Source organism: Asaia bogorensis NBRC 16594, assembly GCF_001547995.1.
In the GTDB taxonomy this organism is placed as follows: Bacteria; Pseudomonadota; Alphaproteobacteria; order Acetobacterales; family Acetobacteraceae; genus Asaia; species Asaia bogorensis.
Genome location: NZ_AP014690.1, coordinates 2,112,478 through 2,127,435 on the forward strand (window position 1 = coordinate 2,112,478; position 14,958 = coordinate 2,127,435).

At 60.6% G+C, this 14,958-nt stretch carries 14 protein-coding genes; 7 read left to right on the forward strand and 7 right to left on the reverse strand.

The genetic code is table 11. From position 1 onward, the window contains the following. Positions 1-16: 16 nt before the first annotated feature. Together Asbog_RS09455 and Asbog_RS09460 are read right to left on the reverse strand one after the other, a co-directional pair. Positions 17-943, reverse strand: a complete 927-nt coding sequence (locus Asbog_RS09455) for a tyrosine recombinase (RefSeq protein ID WP_062164960.1) — start codon at positions 941-943, stop codon at positions 17-19. Between the two features lie 11 nt (positions 944-954). Continuing rightward, positions 955-1,206 (reverse strand): hypothetical protein, encoded by a 252-nt coding sequence (locus Asbog_RS09460; protein ID WP_146926369.1) that lies wholly within the window; start codon positions 1,204-1,206, stop codon positions 955-957. 147 nt (positions 1,207-1,353) lie between these two features. Between Asbog_RS09460 and aroB the strand changes: the two genes are divergently transcribed. From aroB to Asbog_RS14550, 3 genes are all read left to right on the forward strand, one after another. Beyond that, complete coding sequence (aroB, locus tag Asbog_RS09465) at positions 1,354-3,036, forward strand: 3-dehydroquinate synthase (protein WP_083510982.1); 1,683 nt, start codon at positions 1,354-1,356, stop codon at positions 3,034-3,036. A gap of 310 nt (positions 3,037-3,346) precedes the next feature. Beyond that, positions 3,347-4,492 (forward strand): OmpA family protein, encoded by a 1,146-nt coding sequence (locus Asbog_RS09470; protein ID WP_023978549.1) that lies wholly within the window; start codon positions 3,347-3,349, stop codon positions 4,490-4,492. 186 nt (positions 4,493-4,678) lie between these two features. Beyond that, positions 4,679-4,822, forward strand: a complete 144-nt coding sequence (locus Asbog_RS14550; RefSeq protein ID WP_023978550.1) for a hypothetical protein — start codon at positions 4,679-4,681, stop codon at positions 4,820-4,822. 111 nt (positions 4,823-4,933) lie between these two features. On the opposite strand, the gene Asbog_RS09475 is transcribed toward Asbog_RS14550, so the two are convergent. After that, positions 4,934-6,496: a peptide chain release factor 3 gene (locus Asbog_RS09475; protein WP_062164963.1), complete on the reverse strand. Its 1,563-nt coding sequence runs from the start codon at positions 6,494-6,496 to the stop codon at positions 4,934-4,936. Between the two features lie 107 nt (positions 6,497-6,603). Further along, positions 6,604-7,221, reverse strand: a complete 618-nt coding sequence (rpsD, locus tag Asbog_RS09480; protein WP_023978552.1) for a 30S ribosomal protein S4 — start codon at positions 7,219-7,221, stop codon at positions 6,604-6,606. A gap of 386 nt (positions 7,222-7,607) precedes the next feature. Between rpsD and Asbog_RS09485 the strand changes: the two genes are divergently transcribed. After that, positions 7,608-8,078, forward strand: coding sequence for a LysM peptidoglycan-binding domain-containing protein (locus Asbog_RS09485; RefSeq protein WP_023978554.1), 471 nt, complete (start codon positions 7,608-7,610; stop codon positions 8,076-8,078). A 44-nt stretch (positions 8,079-8,122) separates the two neighbouring features. Here the strand turns inward: Asbog_RS09485 and Asbog_RS09490 are convergent, their stop codons facing one another. Beyond that, positions 8,123-9,550, reverse strand: coding sequence for an MATE family efflux transporter (locus Asbog_RS09490; protein ID WP_062164964.1), 1,428 nt, complete (start codon positions 9,548-9,550; stop codon positions 8,123-8,125). Positions 9,551-9,646: 96 nt separating this feature from the next. On the opposite strand from Asbog_RS09490, the gene cysS reads away from it, so the two are divergent. From cysS to gloA2, 3 genes are read left to right on the forward strand one after another with little or no spacing between them, the layout of a single operon-like run. Beyond that, positions 9,647-11,002: a cysteine--tRNA ligase gene (gene cysS / locus Asbog_RS09495; protein ID WP_062164965.1), complete on the forward strand. Its 1,356-nt coding sequence runs from the start codon at positions 9,647-9,649 to the stop codon at positions 11,000-11,002. Beyond that, on the forward strand, positions 10,999-11,778 hold the full coding sequence (locus Asbog_RS09500; protein WP_171840683.1) for an RNA methyltransferase: 780 nt from the start codon (positions 10,999-11,001) through the stop codon (positions 11,776-11,778). The genes cysS and Asbog_RS09500 overlap by 4 nt, the downstream gene beginning before the upstream one ends. Next, a complete protein-coding gene (gloA2, locus tag Asbog_RS09505; protein ID WP_231944552.1) occupies positions 11,753-12,169 on the forward strand; it encodes an SMU1112c/YaeR family gloxylase I-like metalloprotein in 417 nt (138 codons plus the stop codon). Before Asbog_RS09500 ends, gloA2 begins: the two co-directional genes overlap by 26 nt. A 116-nt stretch (positions 12,170-12,285) precedes the next feature. On the opposite strand, the gene Asbog_RS09510 is transcribed toward gloA2, so the two are convergent. Further along, positions 12,286-13,680, reverse strand: coding sequence for an MFS transporter (locus tag Asbog_RS09510; RefSeq protein WP_083510818.1), 1,395 nt, complete (start codon positions 13,678-13,680; stop codon positions 12,286-12,288). Positions 13,681-13,907: 227 nt separating this feature from the next. After that, positions 13,908-14,804, reverse strand: coding sequence for a DUF4349 domain-containing protein (locus tag Asbog_RS09515; protein ID WP_171840684.1), 897 nt, complete (start codon positions 14,802-14,804; stop codon positions 13,908-13,910). Positions 14,805-14,958 lie beyond the last annotated feature (154 nt).

The following is a 14,958-nucleotide window of genomic DNA, read 5'->3' on the forward strand; positions in this document are numbered from 1 at the left end:
ACAATCCGTCGCTTCATCATGGCGCATCATCGGAAAGCGGGTGATGCTGGTTGAGCACCTGCCGTAGCCGCTCCTGCATCACATGGGTATAGATCTGGGTCGTCGCGATATCGGCGTGGCCAAGCAGCATCTGCAAGGCGCGCAGATCCGCCCCGCGCTCCAGCAGATGGGTTGCGAAGGAATGTCTCAGTACGTGAGGCGATACCAGATCGGGATCGATCCCGGCCTTGAGCGCTACATGGAGTAGGATCTTGTCGAATCCCTGACGGGTCAGGGCACGCGCCGGGTTGCGACCGGGAAAGAGGTAGGGGCTATCGATATCCCGGTCGTGATGAAGCAGCGCTAGAGCGGCTTCGCGGGCTGCGTGGGAAATCGGTATGAGCCGCTCGCGCCCGCCTTTCCCCCTTATCAGCACCATTTCCGACTCACGCCTGAACAGACGCCCAGGCAGAGCGAGCAACTCCGAAATACGCAAACCGGTCGTATAAAGCAGTTCGAGCGCCGCACGGCTGACCAGATCGCGCCGCGGATCGTCATGGCCATGACATCCCTCATCGAGCAGACGCTCTACCTGTGCCTCCGACAGAAGTTTGGGTAAGGGCTTCTCCAGACGCGGCATCTGGATGCTTTCCGTGGGGTCATGATCTGACCACCCCTCGCGCTGCACGAAACGGAAGAACTGGCGCAGGCATGAAAGCCGTCGTGCTGCGGTACTGGATGAAAGCCCCGAACGCCCCTGCCAGGCACCATAGGCAGCGATGCTTGTCTGCCCTGCCTCAAGCAGAGCCGCAGGCTCACCCTCATTCTGGCGCTTCAGGAAGGCAATGAAATCCGCAAGGTCCGAGGCGTAGGCCTGACGGGTGCGCGGGGCCGCATTGCGCTCCGCCGCCAGCATCTCCAGAAAAGCCTCTGCCGCCGGGGGGAGCCCTTCAACCCCGGACATGGGGGATTGGCTCAGTGCTGGAGCGTGGGCGCTGCGACAGGCTCGGGCATGGCGGGCATGGGTTTGGCGGGGGCGGCACCCGGCATGGCCGGTGCGGAATCAGCCGCTGTCGCCGCGAACTGCGTTCCCGGCAGATCCTTGTGCACCATCGTCTGCACGGGCAGCGGCGGGTTCATCCCCAGCTTCAGAAAAGCTCCGCCAAGACCCAGAACGATCAGGACAACGAGTGCAAGGGCGATCCGGGGAAAGCTCAGCGTGGACATGAAAAACTCCAGAAAGACGGGCGCGTGGGCAAGATTTTCAGCCACAGGCCGCGCCCTGCCGGGGCTGCTCGGTGGCGAGCCGCTTTCCTGTATGTTAGCCTTGCCCGAATGTCACGCCCCACCTTTTTTTCCGATCGAACCGAACCGATGCCCGACCTGCCTGATCCCGTAACCGGATCGGACTTCCCTGCCCCGAACCCTGCTGACCCGATCATTGTTCTCGTCGGCCTGATGGGCGCCGGAAAGACGACAATCGGCCGCCGTCTGGCGGCTCGACTCGGTCTGGAATTCGTGGATGCCGATCTTGAGATTGAGCGTGCTGCGGGCTGCACCATTTCGGAGATCTTCGCCCGGCATGGCGAGCCGGCATTTCGTGATGGTGAGAGACGGGTGATCCAGCGCCTGCTGCAGGGGCCTGCCAAGGTGCTCGCAACAGGGGGCGGCGCCTTCATCGACGCGCAGACGCGCCGTCTGGTGAAGGCCCACGCCCGGTCGGTCTGGCTGCGTTGCCCCCTGCCCGTGTTGGTGCGTCGCGTTTCGGGCCGCACAGGTCGCCCCCTGCTCGACAAGGGGAATGTCGAATCAACGCTTGCCGCGCTTCAGGCGCAGCGCCACCCCATTTATGCAGAGGCAGATATCGTCGTGGATTGTGGAGATGACAGCATCGATCATGGTGCTCAGCGCATTATTGAGGCGCTCGATTCCTATGCCCACCCACTTCGGGTACCCGTAACGCTTGAGTCGCATCGTTACGAGGTTCTGATCGGGTCTGACCTGATCAGCCGTGCCGGGGCCTATCTGGCGCCCATCCTGCCCCAGAAGCGTGCGGTGGTGATCACCGATGAAACCGTGGCGAAACTCCACCTCCCGCGCCTGCTTGGTGCTCTGGCTGAGACCGGTATCGACGCCACCCCTTTCGTGGTTCCGGTGGGTGAAGAGTCGAAATCGCTCACCCGTTATGCAGCGCTGATCAATGACATTCTGGACCACGGGATGGAACGCCATACAACGGTCATCGGCCTTGGCGGTGGCGTGGTGGGCGATCTTTCCGGATTTGTGGCGTCCAGCGTTCTGCGTGGCGTTCCCTTTGTCCAGATCCCGACAACACTGCTCTCTCAGGTCGACAGCTCGGTAGGGGGCAAGACGGGGCTCAATGCCCGCGCCGGCAAAAATCTGGTCGGCGCCTTCTACCAGCCTCGCATCGTTCTGGCCGACAGTTCGGCGCTGGCGACGCTCTCACGCCGTGAACGCGTCGCGGGTTATGCCGAGATCGTCAAGGCAGGCATTATTGCCGATCCCGCCCTGTTTGCCTGGTGCGAAGCCCACGGCGCCGACCTTCTAGACGGTGACCCGGCCGCCCTTGGCGAGGCGGTGCAACGTGCCTGCGCCTTCAAGGCGAAAGTCGTGATGGACGATGAAAAGGAAACGGCTGCACAGGATGGAAGGGCCCTGCTCAACCTTGGTCACTCCTTCGGTCACGCTCTGGAGGCCCATTTCCGCTATGACGGGCGCCTGCTTCATGGTGAGGCCGTGTCGATCGGGCTCCATCTGGCCGCTGCCCTCTCTGTTGCTCTGGGCCTGTGCCCACGTGCGGACATGGAACGCATCGACACCCATCTGCGTGGCCTTGGCATGCCCGCTGGTCTCGACTGGTTCGATGAGACGCTGAGCGCCAGCGAACTGATCGCCTCGATGGCACGCGACAAGAAGGTGCTCAACGGACGCCTTTCATTCGTCCTCTTGCGCGGGATAGGCCAGGCTTTCACAACCCGTGATGTTGAAATGGACACGGTGCGTGACGTTTTGGTTCAGGAAGGTTGCTCGCCCTGAGGTGACGTGGGGGCTCGGTGATTTTTCCTTACAGAACAGCCATTCTCCTCACGATCCCTTGATGCCGTGATTCATGAACAAACCCGCTAGAACGGCTCGCTGCATAAGAAATTGTTAATCGGGCGGAATGGAGTGTTGCAGTTTGGACACGGCTATTTCGTCTAATCGTCAAATACCCATGGAACTCACTTCCTGAACCGGAACTGACGGCTCTATACGCACTTATGCATCGCGCTGAGCTTGTTGTCGCTTCGCCTCTGCGGAGGGAAAACGGCAGGCTTGAATGGATGAATTTATGAGGACGAAACTAATGCGTCTCCGCACGGCACTTCTGGCCATGACGTCGATGGCAGCCGCCCCGACGATCGCCATGGCGAGCACCATCACCGGCCCGTATGTCAATATCGGCGGTGGCTACAATCTGGTTCAGACCCAGCACGCTCACTTCTCTCCGACGACCCAGGCCGACGGCACGACCGGCAATGGCGGCACGAGCTCGAAGTTCCGTCACAAGGACGGCTTCACGGGCTTCGGTTCGTTCGGTTGGGGCTTCGGCAACGGCCTGCGCGCTGAAATCGAAGGCGTCTACAACTACTCCCAGATCAACCACCGCAACACGACACCGGTGACCGGTTCGACCAGCGGTTCCGACCAGTCCTATGGCGGCTTTGTCAACGTTCTGTATGATATCGATCTGGCCCAGTTCGGCATCAACGTGCCCGTCACGCCGTTCGTCGGTGTCGGTGCAGGTTACCTGTGGCAGCACTACAACCCGATCACCACCGCCTACACCAATGGCGCTGTTAATCGCGTTGGCGGCACGCAGGGTGGCTTTGCCTATCAGGGCATCGTCGGTGCAGCTTACGACATTCCGGGCGTTCCGGGCCTCGCGCTCACGACCGAATACCGTATGATCGGCCAGACCTTCACGGATGGTGCATACCGCTCCACCTCGTGGAACCGTAACGGCACGGGCCTGCACAAGGGCAACGTGAACTTCGGTGATCGCTTCCAGCACCAGTTCATCCTGGGCCTGCGTTATGCCTTCGACACGGCTCCGCCGCCGCCGCCGCCGGTTGCCGTCGTTGCTCCCCCGGTCGTGCAGCCTGCTCGCACGTACCTGGTGTTCTTCGATTGGGACAAGTCGAACCTGACGGGCCGCGCTCGTGAGATCGTTGCCCAGGCAGCTCAGGCTTCCACGCACGTCCAGACGACGCGCATCGAAGTCAACGGCTACACCGACAACTCTGCTGCTCACCCCGGTGCACGCGGCCAGAAGTACAACATGGGCCTCTCGGTCCGTCGCGCACAGTCGGTCAAGGCTGAGCTGATCCGTGACGGCGTTCCTGCCGCTGCGATCGACATCCACGGCTACGGCGAGCAGCACCCGCTGGTCCCGACGGGTCCGAACACCCGTGAGCCGCAGAACCGTCGCGTCGAAATCATCCTGCGCTGATTTCGGCCTGAGAAAGAGGTCTCCCCGGAGGCCTCTTGATCGGTTCCAGAATAAAGGCCTCCGGCATTCGTGCCGGGGGCCTTTTTCTTTGCAATCTCCCCTTGTCTCACCGACCAAAGTATTACATATAAGTAATGTGTTCGGAGGATAAGCAGTTCACGCTTTGCCCCTCCGGGGAGGTTGGCCATGGCTCAGACTTATCATATCGATCGTTCGGACCGCACCGGCATTACGCCGCTTCATCATGAGGGCGAGAATGTCTTCCTTATGCTCGGCGCTCTCGTGGGTGGGCTTTTCGCTCTTGGGGCGATCGCTTTATTGACCCTCTGAACGACACGTTCTTAAGGCAAAAAAAAGCCCCGGTCTCCCGGGGCTTTTTTCATTCCAGACAACGTCATGTTGGGTCTTACTCGAACAGCATCCCGCAGAGCAGCCAGCTGATCAGTTACTCAGGCCGATCTGCTTGATATCGTGAAACGCCAGATCGGGATTCATCTCGACCATGCGACGCATCATGAAGTTCGAGCTCGCAAGAAAAACGGGATCGCCGTCAAGATCATCTGCCATGGCTGAGCGGTTCGCCATGGAATAGGCTTCGATCTTGGTACGTTCGCCCGTCACCCAGCGGGCAATCGTATAGGGCGTCGATTCGAAGCCGATGGCGACGCCATATTCGCCCTGCAAACGCGACTGCAACACATCAAGCTGAAGTGTGCCTACGACGCCCACGATGGGTGGCAGCCCATCCTGCGGGCGAAATAGCTGCACAACACCCTCCTCTGCCAGTTCCACAAGCGCCTGACGCAGCTTCTTCGCTTTCATCGCGTCATCCAGGCGCACACGGCGCAGAATTTCGGGCGCGAAATGCGGCACGCCCGTAAAACGAAGCTCTTCACTCTCGCTGAGCGTATCGCCAATGCGCAACGTGCCGTGATTGGGCAGCCCCACAACGTCACCCGCAAAGGCCTCCTCCGCAAGCTGACGATCACGCGCAAAGAAGAACTGTGGCGTATGCAGCGCAAACTGCTTGCCTGTGCGGACATGCTTCAGGCGCATGCCGCGCGTCAGCCGCCCCGAGCAGATACGGGCGAAAGCCATACGGTCGCGATGATTGGGGTCCATATTGGCCTGGATCTTGAAGATCAGCGCCGTTACCTGCTCCTCGTCGGCTTTGACCTCGCGCGTCTCACTGGGCTGGGCACGCGGCTCGGGACCATAAGCCACCAAGGCATCCAGCAGATCGGTCACGCCAATTTCCTTCATGGCGCTACCGAAGAACACAGGCGTCAAATGCCCGGCGTCGAAAGACTCTCGATCAAACAAGGGAAGCGCCGCCTCGGCAAGTTCGAGCTCTTCGGAAAGCGCAACCATACGAGCGTCGGATTGCGAGAGCGTCGCGGCCTCACCGCGTATCTCACGCGTGCGCATGTCATAGGTCCCAGCAAAATGTCCGGCACGCCCAATCGGCCATGTGGCAGGCGAGGTATCCAGCGCCAGTGTCGACGCAATTTCATCCAGCAGCCCGAAGCAGTCCTGCGCCTCGCGGTCCATCTTGTTGATGAAGGTTACGATAGGGATATCGCGCAGGCGGCAGATCTCGAACAGCTTGCGCGTACGGTCCTCAATACCCTTGGCTGCGTCGATCACCATGACGGCGCAATCGACAGCCGTCAGCGTACGGTAGGTGTCCTCGGAGAAGTCTTCATGGCCCGGCGTGTCGAGCAGATTGAACACGCAGCCGCCATATTCGAAGGTCATGACTGAGGTCACAACCGAGATACCGCGGTCACGTTCGATACCCATCCAGTCGGATTTGGTACGGCGGCGCTCACCCTTGGCGCGTACATTGCCTGCAAGCTGGATGGCGCCACCCGCGCGCAGGATACGCTCTGTCAGGGTCGTCTTACCGGCGTCAGGATGCGAAATGATGGCGAAGGTCCGGCGTCGCCGGATCTCGCTGGCAAGGCCCGTGGCAGAAACGGAGGCGGACGCGGCTTCGGACATCGAAAACTAACCTTCGGTAAAACGGCAAATACCAGAAACGACAAATGCCGGACCGGGGGTGAACCCGATCCGGCATTGGCCAGAAACACCCGGAAGAAACGGGTCTTTTAGCGCGAGTAGAACTCGACCACGAGGTTCGGTTCCATCTGCACGGGGTACGGCACATCGGACAGACGCGGGCTGCGAACGAACTTGCCCTTCATCTGGCGATGATCGACCTCGATGTATTCCGGCACGTCACGCTCGGCGGACTGGGCGGCATCGAGAACGACAGCAAGCTGCTTGGACTTCTCACGCACTTCAATGACGTCACCGTCACGGACGAGGTAGGAAGGGATGTTCACCTTGCGACCATTGACCGTCACGTGGCCATGGCTGACGAACTGACGGGCAGCGAACGGGGTGATCGCGAACTTGAGGCGGTAGATCACCGCATCCAGGCGACGCTCCAGCAGGTCGATCAGGTTCTCTGACGTGTCGCCCTTACGACGGACGGCTTCGTCATAGTACTTGCGGAACTGCTTCTCGCTGATGTTGCCGTAGTAGCCCTTGAGCTTCTGCTTGGCCATCAGCTGGATCGAGAAGTCGGAGGGCTTCTGCTTGCGGCGCTGGCCATGCTGACCGGGGCCGTATTCCCGCTTGTTGACCGGCGACTTGGCGCGGCCCCACAGGTTTACGCCCAGACGGCGATTGATTTTATACTTGCTCTCTTGGCGCTTGCTCATGTGCAAGAACTCGCTTCGACTTCGGGTTGTCCTGACGCTGCGCGACAACCGCATGTTGCGCCGGTAGGCCTTCCCCCGAATTAGGAAAGACGGGCGCATCCCTCGAACCGCTGTCACGGGATGCAGAACCCGATCTGACAACGGCCGGCATGTCCACGTTCCCGGCAATAGCGGCGGCTCCTACAGGACCCCCTCCGCGGTGTCAATCAAATTTGCCCGTATCTGCAGCGGCGGGGCTGGCCTTTCACCCACCTGCACGAGTCTGGAGATCTCGCATGGCTCACAAATTTCGGATCGACGGAACAACACAAGGGCGGCTGCGTCTGCATGGATGCACGCCATGTCTCATGGCATAATAATCAGAAGTTATCCGAGGGAGGACCACCATGGCCATTTTCAAGTTCAATCGTGCTGCCGGGCGCAAGCTTGACGAGCAAGCGAAGGTTGCGGCCATCAACCCGGCAGGTGCCCCCGCACCCAAGGCTCCGCATGAGAGCCTCATCAAGCGCGCCTTCAAGCAATATGGCATGTCGCAGCTTTCCGTCTCGCACATCACGGTTCGCGACAGCACCATCGCCCTGAAGGGCAAGGCCGAAAGCGCGGCCGAACGCGATGCCATGATCCTCGCCGCCGGGAATATTGCCGGCATCGACACGGTGCATGCCGATATCACAGTGCCTGAAGGTACCCCTGCTCCGGTATTTCACCAGGTCTCACCCGGAGAGACGCTGCATGCCATTGCCGAGAAAACGGATGCGGATGTCACAGCAGAGGATTTGCATAAGGCCAATGAAGCCGAGCTGGCCCATCATGACGGCGTCTATCCCGGCCAGACGATCCGTATCCCGGAGGCCTGATCTCTCCGCATCCCACCGATCACGGTGCAATAAACGGGGCCTGCTCAGGCGGGCTCCGCACAGGCTGGGGGCAGCGTCCCCTGCCCCTCTCGCAGTTTGCGTCGTAGCGTAACCACCAGTCTTATCGACAGCAGGACCGATAAAATACCGAGCCCGGTAGCCAAGCCAATCCAGAGCCCCGCAGCCCCGTAACCTGCCTTGAACGCCAGCCAGTCGCCTCCGAGGATGGATACGGGGATATAGGTCACCACCATCAGAACCATTGGCATGAACGTGTCATGGCAACCGCGCAGGGCACCAGAACAGACGCATTGCACGCCATCGAGAATCTGGAAGATCCCCGCAATTTTAAGAAGCGTCACAGCCAGTGGAATGACCTGTGCCGCATCCTGACCATGCGAATCGACATAGAAACCGGCGATGTATCCCGGGAAGACGAGCAGGATCGTAGCGGTAAAGGATGTCCACAAAACCACCAGCATGACCGCCCCGAGCGTGGCGCGCAGGGCCGCCGCAGGAGCACCAGCGCCCAGCCAGTACGCAACCCGGATATTCACCGCCTGAGAGAGCGCCAGACTGATCATGAATGCGGTACTGGTCACGCTGAGCGCTATCTGGTGCGCTGCCGACGAGACAGCCCCCAACGCGCCAGCGTGAAGCCCTGTCATCTGGAATGCCAGCAATTCTGCGCCGGTTGCGCCCATCATGGGCAGCCCCAGACGCAGCATTTCCATCATGGCGCGTGGATCGGGCCGCGTCAGCCGAAGATGCGGCCTGAGTAAGGACTGGCGCCGGGCAAGGATTACCAGCAGGATGGCAACCGACCAGCCCGTCACGATGGTCGCGCAGGCCGAACCCCACAGCCCCATACGCGGCAGACCAAAGCGCCCATGGATCAGACCTGCATTGAGAAAGCCGTTCATGACCGCCATACCCGGCATGGTCCAGAGCAGCAGACGTTCACTGCCAAACGCAGGCAGGATGATGCGCAGGAGCCCGATAATGACCAGATTGGGCAGAAGCGCCCATAGCAGCAGATGCATGAAGCGGCTGCCCTGTGAAACGATCAGGGCGGGCTCGTTGAAGAAACTAAGCAGCGACCCCGCAGGCAGTAGAATGGCCAGCACTGGCAGACAGAGCAGCAGAGCGAGCAAGACGCCTGATGTCACGATGCCCGAGAGATCTTCCAGACGCTCCTGCGACGCGAAGGCACGGCCGCGTGCCCGCGCGATGAGGATGCTGGCCCCACCCAGCGCCGCCTGAAACGTGATGAACGTGCAGAAAAAGAGATTGGTGGTCATGCCACCCACCGCCAGCGCCGTGGCACCCAGACTGCCAAGCAGCACCGTATCGGTGACATTCATGGCCATTTCGCTCAACTGCGAAAAACTCAGCGGCGCGGCAATTCTGATAAGCGCACGCAGGTGTTCACCCCAGCGCGGGGCCGTTGCGGAAGAGCGAATTTCTGTCATGCAGCCCTGATTATAGCAGTGCCGAAAGAAAACCAGCACCAAAAGCCGTAAATTAGAGTTGCATGGGGCGCGGGGCTGACGCATCTACTCAACTCCATGGCCACCCCACCCTATACCCTGTCCCTTCATGACAGCCAGACGCGGCGGAAACAGGTTTTCACGCCCCTGGACCCTGAAAATGTGCGCGTTTATTACTGTGGACCCACGGTTTATGACGCCGTGCATATCGGCAATCTGCGTGCCATGCTCAGCGCCGACATTCTGGTCCGCCTGCTGCGTGCGCTGTTCCCGCGTGTGACCTTTGTCCGCAACATTACGGATGTGGATGACAAGATCACCGCCAGGGCGCGGGATAATGGTGAGGATATCGCGAGCCTGACGGCCCGCACGACCATCGCCTTTCATGAAGATGTCGCAGCGCTGGGCATCCAGCCACCTGACATCGAGCCCCGCGCCACGCACCATATCGACGACATGCTGGCCATGATTGCCCAGCTGATCGCAAGCGGCCACGCCTACGAGGCAGAAGGCCATGTTCTCTTCGCAGTCGATCGTTGCGCAAGTTATGGCGCCCTGTCCGGACGTAGCCCGGACGATCTGCTGGCCGGTGCACGGGTAGAGATCGCGCCCTACAAGCGTCACCCCGGTGATTTCGTCCTGTGGAAGCCCTCCTCGCCGGAACAGCCCGGATGGGACAGTCCGTATGGCCGCGGCCGCCCCGGCTGGCATATCGAATGTTCGGCCATGTCCCATCGTTATCTGGGTGAGAGTTTCGACATTCATGGCGGGGGCGACGATCTGCTTTTCCCGCATCATGAGAACGAACGGGCCCAGTCTCTCTGCTGTAATCCGGGCAGCAGCTTTGCGCGATACTGGCTGCATAACGCCATGCTGCTCTCCAATGGGGAGAAAATGTCCAAGTCTCTGGGCAATTTCTTCACCATTCGCGAGGTGCTGACCCGCGCCCCGGCCGAGGCGCTGCGCCTGCTCATGCTTGGTGCCCATTACCGTTCCGTGCTCGATTTCACTTGGGAAAAACTTGAGGACGCAAAACGGACGCTCGATCGGTTCTATCGCGCCCTTGAGAAACACCCGTCTGTCACACCCGGCGCAGTCGATGCGGATTTCATGTCCGCCCTTTGCGATGACATGAACACACCTCTCGCCCTTTCCTGCCTGCACCCGCTGGCCGACGCTGCCCTCGCTGGCGATGCACAGGCAGCCGCTTCGCTCAAGGCTTCTGGCGCCATGATCGGCCTGCTTGGCCAGTCGGCCGATGACTGGTTCCGTGCCGGATCGGATGACGGAGCCATTGATGCCCTGATCGTCCAGCGCGCCGAGGCCAAGAAAGCACGTGATTTCGCCCTGGCAGACTCCATCAGGACCGATCTGGCCGCGCAGGGGATTATTCTTGAAGATACCGCACAGGGAACGAAATGGAGGCGCGCATGACGGGTCGTGATGGTGGCGCCGATATCGGACCGATCGGGGCCTTCAGCCCGGTCGTGATTCTGGTACGCCCGCAGCTTGCGGAGAATATCGGAACGACGGCCCGTGCCATGGCCAATGGCGGCCTCTTCCATCTGCGTATCGTCGCGCCGCGTGATGGCTGGCCGCAGGAGCGCGCCTGGTATGCCTCTTCCGGTGCCGACCGGATTCTGGACGAGGCGCAGGTTTTTGACACTGTGGATGAGGCTGTTGCCGATCTCCACCATGTCATGGCGACCTGCCCGCGCCCGCGCCATATCGTCAAGACCGTCATGACGGCCCGTGGTGCCGCGTCAGAACTGCGCGCAATTGCCGATCGGGGGCTCAAGGCAGGGCTGCTTTTCGGTCCGGAGCGCGCAGGGCTCGATAATGAGGACATGGCGCGCGCCGATATCCTCATACGCTATCCGCTCAACCCCGATTTCATGTCACTCAACCTCGCTCAGGCGGTGCTGATCATGGCCTATGAGTGGTGGATGGCCTGCGAAACCACGCCGCCGCGCACACTGATGACAAACGAGACCCATGTAGCGACCAAGGGTGAGCTGGAAAACTTCCTCGGCCATCTCACGCGAGATCTCGACGAGTGCGGCTTCCTGCGCAATGAGCAGAAGCGCCCTGGTATGGTGCGCAATCTGCGCCATCTGTTCCAGCGTGGGGAAGTGACCGAGCAGGAACTCCGCACCATGCATGGCGTCGTGACAGAACTCTCCAATGGCCGCAAAGCCCGTCAGCAATAGGCGTCAGACGATGTTCAACGGCGTCCATCATATCGCGATCATCGCCTCGGATTATCAGAAATCGCGCAGCTTCTATACTGAGGTGCTGGGGCTGGAAATTATCCGTGAGGTCTGGCGTGCGCAGCGACAGTCGTGGAAATGCGACATCGCCATTGGCGATACCCAGATCGAGCTTTTCTCGTTTCCAACCCCACCTTCGCGACCGACCCAGCCGGAGGCTGCCGGGCTGCGTCATCTCGCCTTTTCCGTGAGCAACATGCAGGACGCCGTCGATCATCTGACGGGGCATGGCGTGGCCTGCGAGCCGATCCGTACTGACCCGTATACAGGCAAGCTCTATACCTTCTTTACCGACCCTGATGGCCTGCCGCTGGAGCTCTATCAGAGCTGACCGCAGAACCGTTCGTTCGAGAACAGACCTAGCGGAGCAGCTGCCGCACGATACTGCCTCCTCCCTGATCTGGGGGCTACGCCCGTGATACGCCGTCTGGATCAGGAGCGAATTGTTCATGCGCCAGAGCGCATCGCCTCCTGCTCGCGAGCCGCATAGAGGGCAGAGAGCGGCGGGGCCACCTCCTCAAGCGAGCGGTTTTCGGCATCGACACCCCAGATCCAGGCGACAACGCTGGCCACCAGCATCAGCGCGGCAGCCACGAGATACCCGGCGACCAGCAGCGATAGCCGACCCGTGCCAATCAAATGGCCGAAGATGACAGGTGCCGCGACACCCCCGAAAAGGGTGCCCACGGCATAGAAGACCGCAATGGCAAATGCCCGCATTTCCAGCGGAAACAGTTCGCTTGCGGTGAGATAGGCTGATGATGCTGCTGCCGAGGCAAAGAAGAAGATCGCGCACCATGAGAGCGTCTGGGTCGTGGCTGTCAGCAGATCAGCCCCCATGGCCCAGGCAACGATGACCATCAGGGCGCCCGATATGGCGTAACTCAGGCCAATCATGCGGCGCCGTCCCCAGGTATCGAACCAGCGCGCCAGAACAAGGGGGCCGATCAGATTGCCGATTGCGAGCGGGAGAATGTACCAGCCAACTTCGCGCGCAGAGACGCCGTGATACTGAGTGAGAACCATGCCGTAGGTGAAGAAAACGGCATTGTAGAGAAACGCCTGCGATATCATCAGGACCAGCACGTAGAGCGACCGTCCGCGATAGCGCTGCACCATGATGCGGATCATCTCCATCGGGCTGAAGACCCCGGCCGGATAGATAAGCACCGTGGGCAGCTTGCTCGCCCATCCTCCGTGCGGTTCGGCACAATGCGATTCAACGTGGCTGACGATAGCATCGGCCTCCTCCACACGCCTGTGAGTGATGAGCCAGCGGGGGCTTTCCGGCACGAAGGTGCGCAACAGCAGCACGGCCACACCAAGCAGGGCGCCAAGGGCAAAGGCCACGCGCCAGGCCAGCCATACAGGGATAAGCGCGGTATTCAGCAGCCACACCGAGCCGAGTGCGCCAAAAGCCGCCCCAGCCCAGAAAGTGCCGTTGACCATGACATCCACCCGCCCTCGCAGCCGGGCTGGCACGAGCTCGTCGATGGCAGAATTGATGGCGGAATATTCCCCTCCGATACCCATGCCCGTCAGGAAACGGGCAACGGCGAAGCTGCCCAGATTCCAGGAGAAAGCCGATGCGCCAACGCCCACGACATAAAGGGCCAGAGTGAGAAAGAAGATCTGTTTCCGCCCGAGCTGGTCCGTCATCCAGCCAAACAGCAACGCCCCCAGCACAGCACCCGCGACATAGGACGACGAGGCGAAACCAATCCCATCGGCGCTCAGACCGAGCGTATCGCCGCGTTCAAGCGATGGGGCCAGCGAGCCAATGATTGTGACCTCCAGCCCATCCAGAATCCAGGTAATGCCAAGGGCCACGACGATGAGCATGTGGAAACGCGACCAGGGCAGCCTGTCCAGTCGGGCTGGGATATCCGTCTCGATGGGCCTGCCATGGTCTTTCACGCTATCTGCCCGATGCGACCGGTCGGAAAATGAATGCACAGAGCGAACCCCTCACCGATTACAGAATTTTTAATCTTCGATATCGGTTCTGACGCATCGCAGCTGCAAGGGTTCGCCGGCTCACTTTAAGCTGAGCCAGCGAACGATGATCCCTAGTCGCGTCTGAACCAGCCTTTGCGTATCGCACGACGAACCAGCAGGAGGCCTATCAGGACCAGAGGAGCCCAGACCACGGCCTGAATCAGGAAGAACCAGACGTCGCCTAGTGTCTCCATGAAAATCCGTGTGCTCTCGTTCCATCGCTGTCGGACAGGTGTGGACGTTGCCCTCGCGCCCTCGAAGCTGACATCGACCCTCTCGGTATCAATGCGGCGGGAGAGGCCGTTCTTCTCCTTCTGTGCATCTTCAAGCGAGGATTGTACTTCAGAGAGTTCCTTGGCGACCTTGATCAGGTCGTCGGTACGGCCGGCACTTTGGGCCTCAAGGGCTTCCAGCCTGTCGCGGTAGGCCGTCATCTGCGCCAGACGCCGATCCACATCCATGACGTCATTTTGCAGGTCGGTCTCGCTCGTCGTCGCTGCACGCGTGACAATATCACGGCTTTCCTCGCTCGGCAGGGGCGATGAAGCAGCTTTGATAAAGGCCTCGACACGATCATGGGGCAATCGCACGGCGATACGGGCAGAATGTTGCGATATGCCCTGCCCCAGTTCCTCCGTATTCTCATTCGACGAAACGAGTTCGCACGACACCGCCGCCGCGCAGGCCGCGCGCGCCGCATCCAGATGGGCACCGACAAGATGATCGGGGACGGTAAGGTCCAGCCGGTGCTCGTAGGCCATGAACGCCTGCCCGGCCCGTTGACTGACACCATGTTTGAAGAAGCGCAGGCTCATCGCCGGCGCGGGGGCCACGGCGGGCATGGGCGGTGGAGAAGGATCCTCTTCGCGTTGCGTGGTGTGATGGTGCTTGCAGCCAGGCAGAAGCGCGAGGGTCAGAAAGACGCCGGATAAGGAAAGTAACCGTAGGGTTCGCTTAGAAGAACTCATATCACCTGCCATCTCTCTGCCCGGATTTGAGCAAATCGCCACCAGCAACGTGGCCTAATGTCAGGCTGGGAGGGAAATAGGGCGGAATTCCGCATCAGGCCGGTTCATTACTTCATGATGCCTGAGAGGGCAGAAGTTATCCCCAGATTCAAGG